Genomic DNA, 19,508 nt, shown 5'->3' on the forward strand with positions numbered 1-19,508 from the left:
TAAGTTTGTGCTCGTTAATGTGCTAAGGATGGTTATATGCAAGTTATCTTCACTAAAGGAACTCAGCGTTATGGTCAGTTACGTTGTGTGCGTATGGATGGCAGTGCGACAGAAACTAAAATGCCTGAGCAGGGGATTGCACCCCACGATATGATTCACTATGTGGTTGAAAAACGGCTACAGATCCAAGGGGCCTTTTTTTCACAGGTGAAAGCCGGTGCAAATATCAGTTTTACACTTGAGCATAATCAAGCCTCCCGTGCTGTTACCAATAACGCTGAGATATGGCAAGTTGAGTCTATCGTTGAAACCTTGCAGTCCTTGCTGTGGCCGGGTGATACGCCGACCTACGACGAGTTTATTTATCTGTTAGAGCAGGCTAGCAGCAGCCGTAAGCTGGCGCTCCCCCAAATTAGCGAAGTGGATTTTGATCATATTCTTAACGAAATTATGGATTTGACAGTCGAATGGCAAGGCTTAGGTGAAGGCCAGTCGCTAACCTTAAAGTTTTAACCTAAAAGCACGTTTTATCGTGCTTTTAGGCTTAGGGCTATGGCCGACTAATTTGGCCATTCATATTACTCTCTATTACGGCGTTCTTGGCTTTGAGTCGATCTGCCTTTATTTTGATCTACAGCGCGAGTCGCCTGCATATTCTGGTTTTGGCGTGGTTCACTCTGCCTCACTTTAACTTCCTCACGTTGTCTTGGCGCCGATTGTCTCGGTTGTTCCATGCGTTGTGGCTGCGATCTTTGCTGATCAAGATTACGGGGTTGTGACTCCCTAGTTTGGTATTGTTTTTGTTGTATATTCTTGTTGGCCTGCATTTGTTTTGCTTGGGCATCACTGCGCTCCCTTTGAGTATGCACAGGATCACTACGTCCCTTAGTCGCGGGCATTTGTTCCGCATTGGCTGAGCGCCGCTCTTTTAACTCTGCCTTAGTATTCTGATAAGTTGGAGCGCGGTTATCACGCTCGCGACTGTTGTAATTGTGAGTCTCTTTATTATTCCAGTCTTTATTGTCTCGGCTCTTATTGTCTTGGCGATTATGTCGTAAATCTTGGTTAGACTTTAAATATTGACTGGTAGCGTGCTGAGCACTGCCGCTGGAGTGTGAATCGCGGCCACGATACTTGCTATCGGCATAGTAGCGTTGCTTAACAACAGGATTATGATAAACCACTCCACGTCTATGTTCTGGCTTATGTTTCCATGGTTGTGCACCGTGGCTAACACTGTATCTTTCCCGTGGGCGGTAGTGATGTGAATGCCTGTGATCTATCACAACCACTCTATGGCGATGCCAGTGGAAGGAACTGAAAAAGTAGTTAAAGGAAATATGAATACCAGGTGCCCAGTAAAAATGGCTATGGCTTGGACGGTAAGGATAGCCAGCATAACCACTAAACTCCCAGTAAACGGGTGGATAAGCCACACCCCATCGCCAAGTGCCATACACCACGCGAGGATCATAATAGGGGACGTACACAATTTCCCGCCTTACAGGCTCTATGATGATGTGATTATTGGCTCTGGTGATGGCCATATTATCCATATTAGCAAGACTATTGGCTTTATCTGCCTGTTGTCTAAGAGATTGAATACCATTCATTACTTGGCCTTCATCTTCAAGGAATGCTTCACCTAATCTTTGCGTCCAGTCGAGATCGTCACTCATTTTTTGTAATACAACGGGGAAAGCCAATAGTGCTTTTACGCTAGGATCCCAATCCTTGTCTTCAGCCTGCGACATTATCTGGTCGAGTGATAATTTAGGGCGTTGTGCTAGCCAGCGTTGTGCCTGTACGACTTCGAGTGGATAAGTCGAGGCGATAAGAATGTGCGTCAACAAGCTATCGGGGTACAGTGCGATAGGCGCTAACATTTGTTCGAGCTCGGCTTGGCTTACCGACGCGCTTGAACCTTGGCTTACGGATACGCCTGCGGCTTGAGTTGTGGGCGTGAAGGGCAGAGCAAATAATACTGCCGATAACACTAGCCAATTCCATCGATGTAATCTGTTCATGGTTCGCTCCAATAATCCTATGTGAGGATGTTATTGGCATCATAGGCGTTTGAATATGAACATAAGCTGAAAATGTTTTAAGGCTTTATAGGGAGAATTTAAAGGAGGGGATTTAATGTATCATTTGAAACTAATAGATTAAATAGAGTGCACAAAACTCACGCTAAATTTGGCCCCACCTAAGGTTTCTGAATGCGACACTGAAATTCTGCCATTATAGCTGTCGACTAAATCTCGAACGATCGCAAGCCCTATACCATTACCTTGGCGATAGGAATCTGCTCGAATTCCACGTTCAAATATTTGATTTTTCAATGATTCACTGATTCCGGGGCCATCATCTTCTATGCAGATCTGCAGTTGATAGGCATCACCCGTTACAGTTAATTTAACAGTGGATTTTGCCGCTTTACAGGCGTTGTCGAGTAAATTGCCCAACATTTCAGTGAGGTCAGCGTCATCCCCCTTGAATACTGCTTGTTCGGCAATTTCAGAATGGAGATGGATTTGCGGCTCTTGATAAATTTTAGTCAAAGTCCGCAATAGCTTAGCCGCCACCTCATCGACGCGGATCCCTAAATGCCAGGAGGCTGCCGCTGCCGTTTGAGCACGTTTCAGTTGGTGCCCAATGATTCTGCTTATCACCGACACTTGTTCACTCGAGGCTTCGCTTAAATCAGCTTGGCTTTTGATCACTGCGAGCGGTGTTTTTAGGCTATGGGCAAGATCGGCTAAGGCATTACGATAGCGTTTTCGCTGGGTTTGTTCGGTATTGAGCAGAATATTGAGTTGGCGTGCAACTGCTTGTAACTCCGTGGGGTATTGGCTACTTAACTGCATTGATTTACCTTGTTCAACCTCGTGCAGCTCTTGGGTAAAACGTGCTAGCGGGCGTAGCGTCCAGAGTAACCAACTTAACTGGAATACCAGCATGACTAACATCAGGATCAACAACCAAGTCCAAAGCTGCTGATTAAATTGGTCAATTTGCTGCTGGAATTCTTGTTCGTCTTTAATGATGTGGATGGTTACAGGTACGTTCTGATTTTGGCTGGCAAAGCTAACGCTAAAACTGTAAATCCAATGGGGCAGATCGGCGAGCTTGATTTGCTCAAATGTACTTTTGCCCATGTCGGGAATCGTAAAATATGCCGGAGGAGTGATGCCCATAAAAGACTGCGAATGCCATACAATACTTTGTTTGCCATTGAGATCTTGTGTGGTTGCTATGGCGTAGAGCCCTGATTGAATGAGATTAAAGCGATTTTCTAACACTAATTCAGGAATGGAGATCTGCGTATTTTCCACTTCTGTTACTGCGAGTATTGAGTAAACATAGGCACTGAGTTCATTTTTTGCGGCACTTTTCACTTGCTCGGTAAAGGCATCATTTAAGCCGACACCAATCAAAGGTAATAGCACTAAAATAAACAGTAGTGAACTGGCAACTAACCGAGCCTTAAGGGAGTTTATCACTTGCCATGCTAAAGAAGAGTTACTCATCTACACTGGATTCTGGTGCTAATATTTTGAGTCGATAACCTTGTCCCCGAAGGGTTTCTATCAGATTGTATTGGTTATCTGGGTCGAGTTTTTTACGTAAGCGACGGATAAAAACTTCGATGACATTAGAGTCGAGATCAAAATCCTGATCGTAAATATGTTCAGTGAGCACAGTTTTAGATTTCACTTCACCCTGATGTAGCATTAAAAATTCGAATAGCTTGTACTCAGAGCCGCTAAGGTTGATCAATTCATCCCCTTTACGGATTTCTAAACTGCTGGTGTTGAGGCTAAAAGGGCCGTTATAAACCAATGGGCTGGCCTTACCTGCCGAACGACGGATTAAGGCTTTTAGTCGCGCAACCAGCTCTTGGGGATGGAAAGGTTTGGTGAGGTAGTCATCTGCTCCAGCATCGAGTCCTTCCACTTTATCTTGCCAACTGTCCCTTGCCGTTAAAATAAGGATGGGAAAATCGCGCTCTTTTTGACGGACGCTGCGAATTAAACTGATGCCATCGAGTTTAGGTAAACCTACATCGATAATTGCAGCATCATAGTTACATTCGAGTGCTTGAAATAATCCTTCTTCGCCATCGCTTGCAACATCAATGCTGTAATGGGCATCAAGCAGATGCTGTTTTAAGTTAGTTTGTAGCTCTATATCATCTTCGACTAATAGCAAGCGCATGGTTAGTTCCTCGATACTCTGCCCGTTGCGGCATCTACTGATACTGAAAACACTTGACCATTAGGATCGAGAATTTTGACGCGATAACCCGAACCACTTGATTGTACGCTCAATATTTTGCCTTGATATTGGCGCTGAGCCATAGCAACGGCTTGGTCTGGACTATTAACGGCTAAACGGCGCTGTTCATTCTGCACGCCTTGGTTGCGAGACTGATTGCGATCGGTGCGTTTATCATTTGCCGCCATACTGCCAAAGGAGGCACATAAGCAGACGATCAGGGCCAATGTCATACCAAGTTTCATATTCGTTACCCGCGAATGTTCAGCGATCTTAAATTAATGAGCTACAGAGATAGCCTATCGAGTCGACTAAGCATACCCCATCACTATAGAGATCCGTCAATTGGTTAGCGTAATTCCTGTGGAATTATCGTTGGCAATTTCCTTTGCTAACGGGCTGAACTCAATATCAGTTAGTCAGTCTTATCCTATGCCTAGGCATTTAAGTGGGTTCAGTTTAGACAGTGTTATCCATGGCAGATGAATTGGGGCTGAACATATTAGTAAGCCACCTTTTAGCTACATTTAGGTATTTTGTGATTACTGTGGCTGTGGTCGACATATTGCTATCGAATGTTCAGCTTATGTTCACTTTCATTGCACTTTAATGTCTCCAATTTGAACGGATTATCCATGGGGTCTTCAAGATGAACATACTTAACAGGCAAATAGTGGCAACAGGATCCAGAAAAAGTTTATTTAAGCTAACAGCAATGACTTTACTGTTTTTGGGATCTGTTAACGTCCATGCGCAATCCCGTGATGGTGAGTCGTTAATGCCTATAGCGCCCTTTTCTGCTGCAAGTATTGGTATTGCTAAAAAAGCCGATGATGCTGAGCAAGCGGCATTTCAGGAGCAGCAAGCCTTAGCGTTACTGCAACAAGCTGCTCCCGCGAACAATGTAGGAGATGCTGCCGCCGCGGTGGTTAAATCGCTTGCACCCAGTTTATCGTCAAAGGCTGGAACGACAAAAAAAGTACAGCTTGTTGGCGCAAAACCTATGACGCGTGACCAAGTGATAGCCCAGTATGAGAGTCAATCTATCCCCCGTTCAAGCGCCGAGACTGAGAATCCCTATCGCTCGCCTGTGTACCATAGCTTTTCGATTTTTGATGCCAGTAGTCGTTTGTTCGAAGATTTTGACTATGATGGTTTTTATCAAACCTTTAGTGTGACTTTTGATGTGGATGTTTACGGTAGTTATCTTAATGAAAGAGCCGATCTATTTGCGGAGCTCTATCTTAGCCGTAATGGTGGCCCTTGGGTGCGGTACTACACCACAGATGTATTTACTATTTATGGCGATTCAACTCGGGATGATTATGAAGTGTTGACGACGCTTTATACGGGCTATGCAACGGATCACTACGATGTGTTAATTGATGTTTATGAGGTGGGTTACAGCGATATCGTTGCAACCATTAGTGCCGACGAGATAGATAGTCTGTATGCACTACCGCTGGAAAGTAGCGATCGAGACAGGGGGCCAGACATTATCGTTGTCGAAGAAAGTGGTGGCGCTGTTTCTGGATATATCCTGTTATTCATAGGCTTATGTGGTGCGCTACGGATGAGTCGAGGTCGAACATAATCACTCCTTCTTTATCTCGGTATTTATCTTAGGTAAATAGGGCTAGTATGGGTAAGCTATTTTAACTAAAGGAAGAGACAAATGATTGCTCAAGGTCAAGCATTACCCGCAGGTACGTTAAGCCAACAGACTAAAGATGGCGCGGTAAATCACAAAGTTACCGAACTGTTCGCAGGGAAAAAAGTCGTACTGTTTGCCGTGCCTGGTGCGTTTACTCCAACGTGTTCTGAAGCGCATTTACCTGGCTATGTGGTATTAGCCGATCAATTTAAAGCTAAGGGCGTGGATTTGATTGCCTGCGTTGCTGTAAACGATGCCTTTGTGATGAAAGCGTGGGGCGAGGCTCAAAATGCCTCTGAATTAATGATGTTAGCCGATGGCGATGCCAGCTTTACTAAAGCTTTAGGACTAGAGATGGATACAGCGGGTTTCGGCGGTATACGTTCGCAGCGTTATGCCATGATCATCGATAATGGCGTGGTAACATTGCTAAATGTTGAAGCACCGAAGTCATTTGAAGTGAGTAAAGCCGAAGTGGTTTTAGCAGCGCTGTAAGCTAAGTATCTATACTTAGTTTCTATACTTAACTGGTTAAAGAGTCAAAAGGGAGTCTAATCTAGGCTCCCTTTTTATATTTAAGCGGCTCGCAAATGGGGTGGTGCTTTAGTTTGATTGGCTATTCCTAGGCTAGTCTCAATATCTTCTACACTCTGCTGTACTTCTTGGGCGATGACGTCACTCTGTTGTGAACTGGTCTGCGCCTGTTGCCTTAAATTATCCATAGTACGTACAAATTCATCGAGATAATCGACTTGCTCTTTGGCGTTGAGCGAGCCTTGTTTGGCGGTATTAGCCATTTCACTGGCTTGGTTTTGTACTGTTTGCGCCACTTGCCACAGGCTCTGAGCCCGCAGTTTTTGGCTGCTGGTGGCCTGCGCTATGCCATCGACACTCTCACTGAGCGCATGATTCGATTGGGTCAGTTGCTGCAGAATCTTCACGATTTCGTTCAAGGATGTTTGAGTGCGTTGGCTTAAATTACGTACTTCGTCGGCGACGACGGCAAAACCGCGGCCTTGTTCACCAGCCCTTGCCGCTTCAATGGCAGCATTAAGGGCGAGTAAATTAGTTTGTTCAGCAATATTACTAATCACATCAATGATTTTTGATACATCAGTGACAGAGGTATTTAAACTTTCGAGGGAGGCATGGCATAGCCCGACCGCAGTTTGAGTCTGCTCGGTTGCACTGAGTACCGCTTCAGCTTCAGTTTGGCTCGATTGCATTTGGCGCATTGTTTCTGCGGCGCTATTTTCCACGAGGGCTGAGGTATGGCTGACTTCATTGGCGAGGCTGCGGATATGTTCAGTTTGTGTTTGAGTTTCTGTCACTATCGTCTGTGTATTTTCGGTATGCACAGAGAGTTGGTTGATCCGTGCAACCAGTTGACGCAAGGACTGTGAAACTTTAGTTATCTGCTGGCGTTGTGTTTCATCTTCCAATTCAAAGCGTTGTAATAATTGATTAAAGTGTCCCGCGATTTGCCCTGTTTCACAACGTCTATTGATATCTAATCTCTCACGACTGTTCGCTTCGCTTAATTTCATAAAGGCTTGATTAAGGCGTTTAAGCGGTTTCACAACGCGATTTTGTTGCAGGATTAAATAGCCTATGGCGAATAGTGCCATGATGGACACCATGGTATAGAGGATCAGTTGTAGCTCAGATTTGAGTTGCTGATTTTTTGCGGCTTGGGCATCACCTAGAGCGATAAGCTGTTGTTCCACTTTGCTAATGGCTTGGATAAGCTGTTCCTGCATTTCTTGATTGGTTTGCAGCTGTTGGTGGGTGTTGGCGACTTCTTTACTGTACCTATTGCTCAGGCTTAATAGCTCACTGCGGTCATTCTCACCGATTTCAATTTGTTCTGGCTCGCTACCACCAAGGGCAAATTCATCGGCTTCTTGAATTTCATATATGCCAATCAATGGCAGAGCATTTAGGGCCTCCCGCCAAGTATCCAACTCTTTTATTGTGCTATCCAAAATTCCCTTTAGTTTCTGATTTTTCCCGATCAAATAACCTTCGGTAAGTTGGGAGAGTTCATACACAATTGAAGGTAAATCACGGCTAAGTTGCAGATATTGCTCGGCGACAAGGGCATTAATTGTTGCTCCTTTATCTGCATACTGGCTCAGGCGGCGGTTGTACCCCATCATTTCTGATTCCGCATGGGCAAGCAATTTCCGAGGATCTCCCGCGAGTTTGCCTGCGGCGAGGTACTTAGTCTCTAAATCTTGGATGAAGCTGCTTAAGCCTATCTGCAACTCATTATCTGTCGCCCCCACAGTGGCGAGATTTAACTGCGCGAGCTGATCCTTAATGGTGATGAGTTTGGTTTTGGCTTGCTCAAGTTGACCGGCATTACCAGTGACTAAATAGCCATCGAGATCGCGGCGGACACCGACAAGGAAATCCTGTTGAATGTTTTGTAGTGAATGAGTTTGTTGCTCAATTTGCTGTCTCTGAGTGCTGCTCCATAGCACTACTGCCGCTAATAATCCCGCGAGTAATAGCAATAGGGCTGAGGCAGAAAGTGATAGCGTTGAAATTTTCATGTTGCAATCTTCATAATGGTCAGAGCCAGTTAACTGCCCTGAGTTTATGAATTTAACGTGACACAAATATTACAGAAGCTGAGTTGAATACCTACATTGTCATTTGATCTGCTGATATGTGACGTAGGTTATTCCAGTGGTAACCAAACCTGTGCCTTTAATCCTCCTTCCTTGCGGTTTGAGAGTGTTATTTGTCCTTGGTGACGGTCAATAATTCGTTTAATAATGGCAAGCCCGAGGCCTGATCCCACACTGCCGCGAGCGATATCTCCTTGAGTAAATGGTTGAAATAGCTTCTGTATTTGTGATTCATCAATCCCTGGGCCATTATCTTCAACACTAAAACCGATTCGCTTTCCATCGTATTGTGAGCTAATGCGTATCCAGCCAGATCCATAGCGGAAGGCGTTTTCGACTAAGTTGCTCAGTACTCGTTTAATGGCGATAGCTTGGAATAGTGCCTCGGGGCAATCGGTCAGTACCATTTCAATTTCACCAGCACGATTTGCTTCGGCTTGGACAATATCTTGGATAAGTTTATTGATTTGGGCTAACTCGCGGTTGGCTTCCTGATCTTGACGTATATAAGCAATAAATTGGCTGATAATGGCATCCATATCTTCAATATCGTTGACGATACCGTCTTTAAGATATTGGTCTTCTTCAACCATCATTTCCGAAGCGAGACGAATTCGCGTGAGTGGAGTACGCAAATCATGGGAAATGCCCGCCATCAACAGCGCCCTGTCTTGCTCCAATTGCTTCATGCTGTGTGCCATCTGATTGAAGGCATTGGTCACTTCGACAATTTCACTTGAGCCTTTGAGCGGCAAGGGATCGGGGAATTCACCGCGGGAGACCGAAATGGCCGCTTTTTGTAGCCGCCGAAGAGGGCGATTTTGTTGGCGGGCAAACCACCAACCACCGGCCACGCTAAGCGCACCAATCACGATTAGATACAGAGTCAGTGGTGAAAGATCCGATACATTTTGACCAATCAATGGCACTTTAATCCATACCGAAGGTGCCTGTGGCGGTCGAATCCAAATCTGCAGTACGCTGCCGTGGGTTACTCTAACCTCCGCTTCGCCACCAAGATATTCCGACATCTGTGACGACCAGAAGCCATAATAAGTTGCTTGCTCAATACCAGCTTCACGGGCCTGTTGTTGGTTGTAAATCTTCATTCCATCATCATGGACTTTAGCATTGAGGGCATCGACTATCGTTAAATGTTCGCGGCCGATATCAATGCCATCCACAAACAGCAGTTTGACTTGACGGGCAATCAGTTGATTAATTTGCTGGTAACTGGGTTTGAGTACATAAACAGCAACGGTAACGTAAGACACCAGCTGATTGATCAGTAATAAGCAACCAATCAGCATCACGGTTTGACTAAACGCGCTACGTGGTAGAAATCGCTGCCACAACTTACGTTTCATAGTCGTGCCAATAAGGGGACAAAATTAAGCACGCAACGCACTTCATCGACGTGCTGCACCATCGGGCACAAACACATAACCTAAGCCCCAAACTGTTTGAATATAACGAGGATTGGCAGGGTCTTTCTCAATTAAACGGCGAAGACGCGACACTTGAACGTCAATAGAACGCTCTAATGCGGAATAATCGCGGCCGCGTGCAAGGTTCATCAGCTTATCCCGAGACAAAGGTTCGCGGGGATGGGTGACTAACACCTTAAGCACGGCAAACTCACCGCTGGTGAGCGCAATCGCTTCATCACCGTGGTACATCTCGCGGGTGGCGAGATCCAGTGAGAATTCACCAAAACTGATTTCGGCTTCTTGTTGTGCTGGTGCGCCAGGCACTTCTAAGGTTTGGCGGCGCATCACGGCTTTAATTCGGGCGAGTAATTCCCGTGGATTAAAAGGCTTTGGCAGGTAATCATCGGCACCTAACTCAAGGCCAATAATACGATCCACTTCGTCACCTTTAGCGGTGAGCATCACAATTGGAATGAGGCTACCCTGTTGACGTAAGCGTCGACAAATCGATAAACCATCTTCGCCGGGTAACATTAAATCGAGCACTAAAAGATGGAAATTTTCCCGCTCTAATAGGCGATCCATCTGCTCGGCATTGGCCGCACTGCGTACCTGATAGCCTTGCTCCATCAGGTAACGCTCGAGTAACGCTCTTAGGCGCATATCATCATCGACGACGAGGATTTTCGAGGTTTCTTGTCCCATGGGGTATCCTTTAATTGCTCGGATTAATGCTTTATTCTTGCTGCCTTGATGCAGTAAAGAGTAACTGGCTGAAATTGAAAACGAATCTGCCTAATATAGCCGCATTCAGCCTAAGCGACTAGCGCATCATATTGGCTGATATGCGATTAATGCTGAAATTTTCCGTTCAATGTTAATACTAAGCAAATGAAAATGCATGATAATCATGGCGTTTATTCACTATCGGTATGAAATTGTAACTAAATTGGCATTGTAGCCTCGGAAGTGTCGGAATGCTTTTCTGTAGGTGGTTAACTTTAGCTGTTAGTCTGAGTATCATCTGTCCATATTTGCCCTTATCAATTGCGGCAGTTTTATTTAATTATCGAGTCAGAACATGAAAGCGCATTTGATCACCCGCCAAGGTTGGTTAGCCTTAGATAAAGAATTGAAATATTTGTGGAAAGAATATCGGCCGCAAATCACTCTTAAAGTCCAAGAGGCCGCGGCACAGGGCGATAGAAGTGAGAACGCGGATTACACTTATAACAAGCGTTTGTTAAGACAAATTGATAGCCGTGTCAGATACTTAGTTAAGCGATTAGAAGAGTTAAAGATTGTCGACTATTCGCCGCAGCAGGAAGGTAAAATTTACTTTGGCGCTTGGTTTGAGCTTGAAAACGACGCGGGCGAGCGGGTGCGTTATCGGATCGTCGGTAAAGATGAGCTCGATACTAAACTGGGCTATATCACTATCGACTCGCCTATGGCGCGCGCTTTAATTGGCAAGCAAGTAGATGATGAAGTCGTTGTGCAAACACCATCTGGCCCAAAAGATTGGTATATCAATGAGATCCGTTATACACCATTTGAAAATCCTTCAGCCAGCGTAACGGATTAACCCTCGATGGTTATATGTAGGATGGTTTAGGTGTCCGATTATCATTGCGCAGAAGATCAAACTCTGTGATTTGATGCTGGCTTTAGCATGAAATTGATCATGCGCCTGTGGTATCGTGGGCGCAATTACGACTCATCCGTTAAACACGATATTTTATTTATGCAAACGACTTCCCAAACCATTGCACATAACATCGCTCAAATCATTGCCCAAGAACTGAATGTTCGTGAGCAGCAAGTTACCGCGACCATAGCATTGCTCGACGATGGGGCTACCGTTCCTTTTGTGGCGCGCTACCGTAAAGAAGCTACCGGTGGCTTAGATGATACCCAATTACGTACCCTACATAGTCGTTTAGCCTATCTGCGAGAGTTGAACGATAGACGCCAAGTGATTTTGTCCAGTATTCAGGCTCAAGGTAAATTAACCGCAGAGCTGCAATTTGCTATTGATAGTGCCGACAGTAAGACTCGCCTCGAAGATCTCTATTTACCCTTCAAACCTAAGCGCCGTACTAAAGGGCAAATCGCCATTGAAGCGGGTCTTGAACCATTAGCCGATGCACTGCTTGCGGATCGCAATGCCGATACCGAAGCGCTGGCTGCGGATTATATCAATGAAAATGCTGGTTTTGCCGATACTAAAGCCGTGCTCGAAGGTGCCCGTTATATTTTGATGGAACGCTATGCCGAAGATGCGGAACTCTTGCGCAAAGTGCGTGAGCATTTAAGCCAAAACAGCGTATTAGAAAGCCGTGTGATCGCGGGTAAAGAAAAAGAGGGCGCTAAGTTCCGTGACTATTTCGAGCACAATGAGTTGTTATCTAAAGTGCCGTCACACCGCGCTTTAGCTATGTTACGTGGTCGCAATGAAGGCTTTTTATCCTTATCAATGAATGCCGACCCTAATGCACAAGCAGGTCAAGGCAGTTACTGTGAAGTGATTATTGCAGACCATTTAGGTTTGAAACTGGGCGATAGCAGTGTTGACCAATGGTTAAAAACCGTAGTGACGGCAACATGGCGCATCAAGATAGCCCTGCAAATGGAAACCGAGTTTATTTCGCAAATGCGTGAACGCGCTGAAGCCGAAGCCATTAAGGTCTTTGCCCGTAACTTGGGTGATTTGCTGATGGCGGCCCCCGCTGGTGCAAAAGCCACCATGGGACTCGATCCTGGTTTACGTACTGGTGTTAAAGTGGCTGTGGTGGATAACACGGGTAAGCTCCTTAGCCATGCGACAATTTTCCCCCATGCACCGCAAAATTTATGGGAAAAATCGATTCGTACTTTAGCCAACCTTGTGAATATGCATAAGGTTGAACTGATCGCAATTGGTAACGGTACCGCCTCCCGCGAAACTGACAAACTGGCTGCCGAATTAATTGCCAGTATAAAAGATACCCATCCACATCTCACCAAGGTCATGGTGAGCGAAGCGGGTGCCTCGGTTTATTCGGCATCGGAGTTGGCCGCACTCGAATTTCCGGAACTCGATGTCTCTATTCGCGGCGCAGTTTCTATCGCCCGCCGTCTGCAAGATCCTTTGGCTGAGTTAGTGAAAATTGAGCCTAAGTCTATCGGAGTCGGTCAATATCAGCACGATGTCAGTCAAAGCCAATTATCTAGCTCGCTTGAAGCCGTAGTCGAAGACTGTGTAAACGGTGTGGGTGTTGATTTGAATATGGCCTCAGTGCCGTTATTGTCGCAAGTCGCTGGTTTAAATAAGACCTTAGCAAAAAATGTGGTCGATTACCGCGATGCCAATGGTCAGTTTAAAAACCGTAAAGAGCTGCTTAAAGTGCCGCGTTTAGGGCCAAAGGCTTATGAGCAAGCCGCGGGTTTTTTACGTATTCGTGAAGGAGATAATCCGCTCGATATGTCTGCCGTGCATCCAGAAGCTTATTCGCTGGTGGAAACCATAGCCAAAGCTAAACAGGTTGAATTAGCGAGTCTTATTGGTAACTCAGAACTGTTACGAACGATTAATGCACAGGAGTTTATCACGCCGGAATTTGGTCTCCCTACCGTGACCGATATTTTAGCCGAGCTGGATAAACCGGGACGCGATCCCCGCGGTGAGTTTAAAACCGCTAAGTTTAAAGAGGGGATTGAAGAACTTAAGCATCTCAAACCCGAAATGATCCTCGAAGGTGTAGTGACGAACGTGACTAACTTTGGTGCCTTTGTCGATATCGGTGTGCATCAAGACGGTTTAGTCCATATTTCTTCATTGACCGACAAATTTATCAGCGATCCCCACACAGTGGTGAAAGCGGGTGATGTGGTGAAGGTTAAAGTGATGGAAGTGGACGTTGAGCGCCGTCGTATTGGTTTGAGTATGCGTTTGGACGAGGCGATTGATCAAAACAATGCTCAGGTTAAGCATTCATCGCAAACCAAAGCCAATCACAAATTGACTTCGTCAGGTAAAACCGCTCGCCCAGCTCAAAAGCCCGCGCCGAAAGCGCCCGCGAATGCGGCTATGGGTAACGCTTTTGCCGATGCTTTCGCTAAACTGAAAAAGTAAACCTCGCTGACTCAGACTCGGACAATCCTGTGTCCGAGTCGACACTTCCCATCTATTGTTTACAAAACTGTTGCAAAATTGTGTCATTAAAGAATATAAAGTCGACGCTTAATGCAACCTTAAGAAAAGTCGGGTGTCATACAAGCACTTCTTTATTGATTTTTCTCAAATAGACACTCCAAAGCAGAGTGGACATTGATTGTTTTGGGGTAATAGATGTTGTCAGTTTTATCTGCTCGCGGACGTGGTCACGCCTACGGGCCTTTTCACGCCATCCTTATTTTCTGCCTATTGGTGTTGTTCGTTACTACCGTTAGCCGTATTTGTTTAGGCCTATGGCAAGCTGAACGCGTGGTGGCTGTCGAAGGCTGGTCACACCTTCTATTACAAGGGCTACGTGTTGATATTGCTACTTTGTGCTGGTTGTGGGGTATAGCTGCACTTGGTACCGCTTTGTTTTCTGGAGATCATTTTGTTGGCCGTTTATGGCAACCCATTTTACGGATATGGCTAACTTTTGGGCTATGGGTCATTGTATTTTTAGAAATATCAACGCCAACTTTCATCGAAGAATATGGTATTCGTCCTAATCGCTTGTATGTGGAGTATTTGATTTATCCCAAAGAAGTGCTTTCTATGCTGTGGGCAGGTCGAAAAGTTGAACTGATTTTCTCCGTGATCGTTAGCATGGCAACACTTTGGGGAGGATGGGTGTTAAGTGGCAAGCTAACAAGCTATTTACGCTTTCCTGGTTGGTATTGGCGTCCTGTGTTAGCTGTCGTTGTGGTGGTTTTAGCTTTTCTTGGTGCTCGCTCAACATTAGGCCATCGACCACTTAATCCTGCTATGGTGGCTTTTGCCGATGATCCACTGGTGAATTCACTTGTCACTAACTCATCCTATTCCTTAGTTTTTGCCATCAAGCAAATGGGAAACGAAGAAGATGCAGCGGAAGTTTATGGTGATTTAAATGATGCTGAGATTATCGCGACGATAAGACAAGAGAGTGGTCGTCCAGCAAGTGCGTTTACATCAACAGATGTGCCTTCACTTAGCTTTAACCAAGCCAGTTATACTGGTAAACCAAAGAACCTAGTTATCCTATTGCAAGAAAGTTTAGGTGCACGATTTGTAGGCAGTTTGGGTGGTTTACCACTGACACCAAATATCGATGCTTTATCTCAAGAAGGTTGGTATTTTGATCATTTATATGCCACAGGTACACGTTCAGTCCGTGGAATCGAGGCGGTAACAACGGGGTTTACGCCGACACCTGCACGGGCTGTGGTTAAGCTAGGGAAGAGTCAAACAGGTTTTTTCTCTATCGCTGAACTTCTTAAAAACCATGGTTATACAACGCAGTTTATCTATGGTGGTGAGAGCCATTTCGATAATATGCGTAGCTTTTTTTTAGGTAATGGCTTTAGCGATATCATAGAGCAAAAGGATTATAAGTCGCCTGCTTTTGTGGGGTCTTGGGGTGTTTCAGATGAAGATCTTATGCGTAAGGCAAACAGTGAGTTTGAACGGCTACATAATGAAGGTAAGCCATTCTTTAGTTTAGTGTTCAGTTCAACGAACCATGACCCATTCGAATTCCCTGATGATCGTATCGAACTCTATGAACAACCAAAGCAGACTCGAAATAACGCCGCCAAATATGCAGACTATGCCATTGGTGAGTTTTTCAAGCTTGCCAAGAATGCTGCATATTGGAAGGATACGATTTTTATCGTGGTTGCCGATCATGATAGTCGAGTCGTAGGTGCTGATCTCGTACCTGTTTCGCGTTTTCGTATTCCTGGGTTGATTATAGGGGATGGTGTTACACCAAAACGTGATCATCGAATCGTGAGTCAAATTGATTTGCCACCAACACTGTTGTCTTTGATGGGTATTTCAGATTCATACCCCATGCTTGGTCGTGATTTGACCAAAGTCAGTGATGATTGGGCTGGGCGAGCTTTGATGCAATATGATAAAAACTTTGCACTGATGGAAGGAAAAAATGTCGTCATTTTGCAACCAGAAAAAGCTGCGCAAGGTTTTCAATATAATCAGAAAACGGAGCAATTAACGCCCCATATTCCCGCAGCTAAAATACTTGAGAAAAAAGCCTTAAGCTGGGCACTGTGGGGGAGTTTAGCTTATCAGCAAGAGCTGTATCGGTTACCAAAATAAGGTTTATTCTTAATGAAAAATGCCGCAACTTCGCGGCATTTTTGTTGGACGAAATGGTAGACATTAAATCCAAGTTGACATGGCAGATTCAGGCTCTGGTCGAGTCTGTTGCTCATAAAATTGACTAATACGTTGTCCAACTTGTTGATAAAACTGCATAGATTCGCCCTGAATCGACGGCTGAGTCGTGCTCGTATTATTGTTTTTAGGGCGAGTATTTATATGAGTAGTATCCCCTTGAGCGACTTTTAAGCGTATGTCCTTACGCTGCAATGCTGCTTGACCTCGAGTCGCTATCTTTACTAATTTTGATTGCACTCGTTCAGCCATGACAACAGGGGCTTTTTTCTCTTGTTGTTGCTGGTTTTGCTGCTGAGATGATTGCTGTTGCTGCTGTTTATCTTGAACTTGTTGCTGATTATGCTCAATCAGTCGTGCCTGTTGCTGAGTTTGATCCGCTGTACGTTCATTCTGTGGATTAAAGGCGCGTTCTTCGTGCGCTTTCGTTGCCTGTTGGGGAGGAATGACCACAGGCTTGAGTTGGTTGTCGACCCGAGCTAAGTCCGTCGCGACATTGCTGGTCGCTAGCGGCACTTGTGGGTAATTACTGACAACTAACATGGAAAATTCCTTGAAGCACTAATGGTTAAATACTAGCCACTAATTGCTTAAAGATAAAGCATCAGCGGGTGTGTATTGCTAACCAAGGCAAAAATACTTTTAAAAAATCGTCGCGATGCGAAAAGAAGGGAGCATGCGAAGCTTTGGCTAGCATCGCATCTTCAATTTGGTCACCTGTTGGCATTTGGGGTTGTACACGTTTTGGCACTAAACCATCGAGTCGCCCCCACACCCTAAGCCAAGGTTGTTGAAGTGCTGAAAGTTGTGGCCTTAAGTCTACTTTGGTCAGCATACTCAGGCCTTGGCTTAGGGCTTTGGTATCTGGCAAAGGGCGGGAAAGCACAAGATCGCGTAGTTGTTTGATGTCTTCCTTGGCGGTTTCGCTACCCATGGCTTGAATCGCCAGAAATCTCTCTATAGTTTTAGGTAAATTTTGGCCGAGTTGTTCTCTAAATTGATTAAGGACTTGTGGCGGAATGCCCGGCCATGCTTCGTCTTCCCTTGCCATAAAGCAAGGGGATGAGGCAATAGTAATCAAGCCTTTGATTTTTTGTGGATAACTTAACGCTGCCTGAGTCGCAACGAGCCCACCGAGTGACCAGCCAGCCCAAATAGCGTGTTCAGGCAATGCAGCGACTAAGGTATCGACCCAGGTTGATAGGCTACCTTCAACCATTTGGCTATGGCCAAAGCCCGGCAAGTCGACATAGTGCACCCTATACTGAGAGAGTGACTCATATAATGGGGTAAACACAGTGCTATTCACTCCCCAACCATGAAGCATGACCAGATCTGGCCCTTTGCCTCTGGTTTCAATATGCAAATTTACTGGGTTTGTGGGGATCACTTGGCTCACTTGAGTGCCTCTAAATGGATTAGGTGGATATATGCCGCACATTGTCAAAGGGATTTGGCCGCAATCTGCTTTGCGGATAATGCGTCTAGGATATCAACTCTGCATAACTTGGTTGGCGGGCAGTTTACCTAACCGTTGTCTTCTGTGCCACCAATCCATGCAAGCGCCAGAAACGGGGATTTGTATGGCTTGCCTACAAACGGGTTTATACCATAGTCCCATTTGTCTTGGTTGTGGCAGGTCAATGCTGCTTGAAATGGATTATTGCGGTGCATGCCAAAAATATTCACCCCATAAGATCGTTGCCCCCTGCAGTTATCACCAAGGTTTAGGGACTTGGGTTGGTGCAATTAAGTACCAAGGTCAACTTGCGGCATTGCCTATACTCTGTCGTGCCTTGGTTGCGCGAATTAACCACCTTGAGCAGTTGGGCTTATTAACGCTTCCCCAAGCGATAGTACCAGTGCCATTGCACCCCAAACGCTTACAGCAAAGAGGGTTTAATCAGGCTTGGTTGATTGCCCATGAGTTGTCTCAACGCTTACAGTTGCCCTTAGTTGACCAAGGATTAACGCGGCGACAGGATACCCGTCCGCAGGCAGGATTGAACGGTGCGCAGCGGCGGCGTAATCTACAGGATGCATTTATGTTAGATGACGACTTTGCTTATCAGCGTATTGCACTGGTAGATGATGTCGTCACAACGGGGACCACAGTCGCTGAAATTGCCCGTTTATTTGAAGCGCGATACGTGCATGTACAAATATGGTGTCTTGCACGAGCCGAAGCGCCAGGTTTGTTGGATACAACGGACTTATAGTTAAAACAGATCGCGGTAGTTTAGCGTTACGAACGTCAAAACTATGTCAAAAACACGGGGTATAAAAAATAAGTTTTAATTTTGCGATCAAATGTAAGTATATGTATCTGTGAGTTTTGTTTATTGTTTGTATTGAGATACCTTCTAATATCATTTTGTTTGGGGGTATTTATGGACGCTAAACAGGCGCTATCAAATGCCAATACGGCATCTACGTTAAAAGAGGTTATTCAGGCAATAACGGCAGCTTTGAAGCTGCACGGTTTTAGTGGATTCTGGTTTCAAGGAGTCCCTCATTGCGCGTATGAAAACTATCACTTTCCAAAAGAAACCAATCTGTTCTCACAAGCTTCGCTGCGTAAACCTAATGCCAGCGTAGCTTCATCACCTGTAGTTGCTGAACTGCAGCGTTTTTATCTAAGTCAGGTTGCCGCTAATGATTTTAATTTTGGTTTTTCGTTAGATACTTCAAAATCTTATATGTATCGCTTGTCGTGTGATAAAGGTGATAAAGCTAGCCTACTTTTTAGTAAGCATCATATTCAAACCGTATTAAGTTGGCCCGTTACATGCCATAGCAATCGACATTGGGCGGGTCGTTTTATATTGCTGAGTCATCTGAGTGATTCAGACATCCTATTAACGGGTTTGAGTGCAACCTTAAAAGAGGCTCAAAACAAGCTATTTGAATGTAATAAGCCATTGTTTAATCCATTTCTTCAAAGTTCTCTACTTAAAGATAATGCGAGAGATATCTTACTTATGGTCGCAAACGGCCTGCAGAATGACGAAATTTCAACTCAGCTCCCGATAAGTATCAGAGGCGTTGAATACCATATGGAATCCATGCGTAGGAAGTTTGGGGCGACGAATCGAGCAAACTTAATTCATCTCGCCCATCAATATGAGTTGATCTAA

General features: G+C 45.1%; 17 protein-coding genes. 8 read left to right on the forward strand and 9 right to left on the reverse strand.

From position 1 onward, the window contains the following. Window positions 1-36: 36 nt before the first annotated feature. Window positions 37-513 (forward strand): hypothetical protein, encoded by a 477-nt coding sequence (locus MZ182_RS00500; RefSeq protein ID WP_025008328.1) that lies wholly within the window; start codon window positions 37-39, stop codon window positions 511-513. A 65-nt stretch (window positions 514-578) separates the two neighbouring features. Here the strand turns inward: MZ182_RS00500 and MZ182_RS00505 are convergent, their stop codons facing one another. The 4 genes from MZ182_RS00505 to MZ182_RS00520 all read right to left on the reverse strand — a co-directional run bounded on the left by MZ182_RS00505 (window position 579) and on the right by MZ182_RS00520 (window position 4,523). Next, window positions 579-2,027, reverse strand: coding sequence for a DUF3300 domain-containing protein (locus MZ182_RS00505; protein WP_248067730.1), 1,449 nt, complete (start codon window positions 2,025-2,027; stop codon window positions 579-581). A 138-nt stretch (window positions 2,028-2,165) separates the two neighbouring features. Then, window positions 2,166-3,530 (reverse strand): ATP-binding protein, encoded by a 1,365-nt coding sequence (locus MZ182_RS00510; protein ID WP_248067733.1) that lies wholly within the window; start codon window positions 3,528-3,530, stop codon window positions 2,166-2,168. Continuing rightward, entirely contained in the window at window positions 3,523-4,218 is a 696-nt protein-coding gene (locus MZ182_RS00515) for a response regulator transcription factor (RefSeq protein ID WP_248067739.1), read from the reverse strand. The genes MZ182_RS00510 and MZ182_RS00515 overlap by 8 nt, the downstream gene beginning before the upstream one ends. A 2-nt stretch (window positions 4,219-4,220) precedes the next feature. Further along, on the reverse strand, window positions 4,221-4,523 hold the full coding sequence (locus MZ182_RS00520) for a PepSY domain-containing protein (protein ID WP_011787522.1): 303 nt from the start codon (window positions 4,521-4,523) through the stop codon (window positions 4,221-4,223). A 404-nt stretch (window positions 4,524-4,927) separates the two neighbouring features. Here MZ182_RS00520 and MZ182_RS00525 point away from each other — a divergent pair, with 404 nt between their 5' ends. Both MZ182_RS00525 and MZ182_RS00530 read left to right on the forward strand, forming a co-directional pair. After that, window positions 4,928-5,872 carry a choice-of-anchor H family protein gene (locus tag MZ182_RS00525; RefSeq protein ID WP_248067741.1) on the forward strand — a complete coding sequence of 315 codons (945 nt, stop codon included), beginning with the start codon at window positions 4,928-4,930 and terminating at the stop codon, window positions 5,870-5,872. Between the two features lie 81 nt (window positions 5,873-5,953). Next, on the forward strand, window positions 5,954-6,427 hold the full coding sequence (locus MZ182_RS00530; RefSeq protein ID WP_248067743.1) for a peroxiredoxin: 474 nt from the start codon (window positions 5,954-5,956) through the stop codon (window positions 6,425-6,427). Window positions 6,428-6,507: 80 nt separating this feature from the next. Here MZ182_RS00530 and MZ182_RS00535 read toward each other — a convergent pair whose 3' ends face one another. The 3 genes from MZ182_RS00535 to ompR form a co-directional block, all read right to left on the reverse strand. Then, the gene (locus MZ182_RS00535; protein ID WP_011920252.1) at window positions 6,508-8,490 is read right to left on the reverse strand and encodes a methyl-accepting chemotaxis protein; all 1,983 of its coding nucleotides are present in this window, start codon (window positions 8,488-8,490) and stop codon (window positions 6,508-6,510) included. A 128-nt stretch (window positions 8,491-8,618) separates the two neighbouring features. Beyond that, window positions 8,619-9,935 (reverse strand): two-component system sensor histidine kinase EnvZ, encoded by a 1,317-nt coding sequence (gene envZ, locus MZ182_RS00540; RefSeq protein ID WP_011920251.1) that lies wholly within the window; start codon window positions 9,933-9,935, stop codon window positions 8,619-8,621. 42 nt (window positions 9,936-9,977) lie between these two features. Next, entirely contained in the window at window positions 9,978-10,703 is a 726-nt protein-coding gene (gene ompR, locus MZ182_RS00545; protein WP_011787527.1) for a two-component system response regulator OmpR, read from the reverse strand. A gap of 376 nt (window positions 10,704-11,079) precedes the next feature. Between ompR and greB the strand changes: the two genes are divergently transcribed. From greB to MZ182_RS00560, 3 genes are all read left to right on the forward strand, one after another. Continuing rightward, window positions 11,080-11,583: a transcription elongation factor GreB gene (gene greB / locus MZ182_RS00550; protein WP_115016580.1), complete on the forward strand. Its 504-nt coding sequence runs from the start codon at window positions 11,080-11,082 to the stop codon at window positions 11,581-11,583. 159 nt (window positions 11,584-11,742) lie between these two features. Continuing rightward, window positions 11,743-14,112 carry a Tex family protein gene (locus tag MZ182_RS00555; protein WP_248067767.1) on the forward strand — a complete coding sequence of 790 codons (2,370 nt, stop codon included), beginning with the start codon at window positions 11,743-11,745 and terminating at the stop codon, window positions 14,110-14,112. Window positions 14,113-14,328: 216 nt separating this feature from the next. Further along, the gene (locus tag MZ182_RS00560) at window positions 14,329-16,293 is read left to right on the forward strand and encodes an LTA synthase family protein (RefSeq protein ID WP_248067745.1); all 1,965 of its coding nucleotides are present in this window, start codon (window positions 14,329-14,331) and stop codon (window positions 16,291-16,293) included. 63 nt (window positions 16,294-16,356) lie between these two features. On the opposite strand, the gene MZ182_RS00565 is transcribed toward MZ182_RS00560, so the two are convergent. Continuing rightward, window positions 16,357-16,914, reverse strand: coding sequence for a hypothetical protein (locus MZ182_RS00565; RefSeq protein WP_248067747.1), 558 nt, complete (start codon window positions 16,912-16,914; stop codon window positions 16,357-16,359). A gap of 61 nt (window positions 16,915-16,975) precedes the next feature. Continuing rightward, on the reverse strand, window positions 16,976-17,770 hold the full coding sequence (gene bioH, locus MZ182_RS00570; protein WP_025008334.1) for a pimeloyl-ACP methyl ester esterase BioH: 795 nt from the start codon (window positions 17,768-17,770) through the stop codon (window positions 16,976-16,978). 31 nt (window positions 17,771-17,801) lie between these two features. On the opposite strand from bioH, the gene MZ182_RS00575 reads away from it, so the two are divergent. Next, a complete protein-coding gene (locus MZ182_RS00575; RefSeq protein ID WP_025008335.1) occupies window positions 17,802-18,590 on the forward strand; it encodes an amidophosphoribosyltransferase in 789 nt (262 codons plus the stop codon). A gap of 171 nt (window positions 18,591-18,761) precedes the next feature. After that, window positions 18,762-19,508 carry a response regulator transcription factor gene (locus tag MZ182_RS00580; RefSeq protein WP_014609574.1) on the forward strand — a complete coding sequence of 249 codons (747 nt, stop codon included), beginning with the start codon at window positions 18,762-18,764 and terminating at the stop codon, window positions 19,506-19,508.

The sequence above is a fragment of the Shewanella sp. JNE2 genome (genome assembly GCF_023159115.1).
GTDB classification, from domain to species: domain Bacteria; phylum Pseudomonadota; class Gammaproteobacteria; order Enterobacterales; family Shewanellaceae; genus Shewanella; species Shewanella putrefaciens.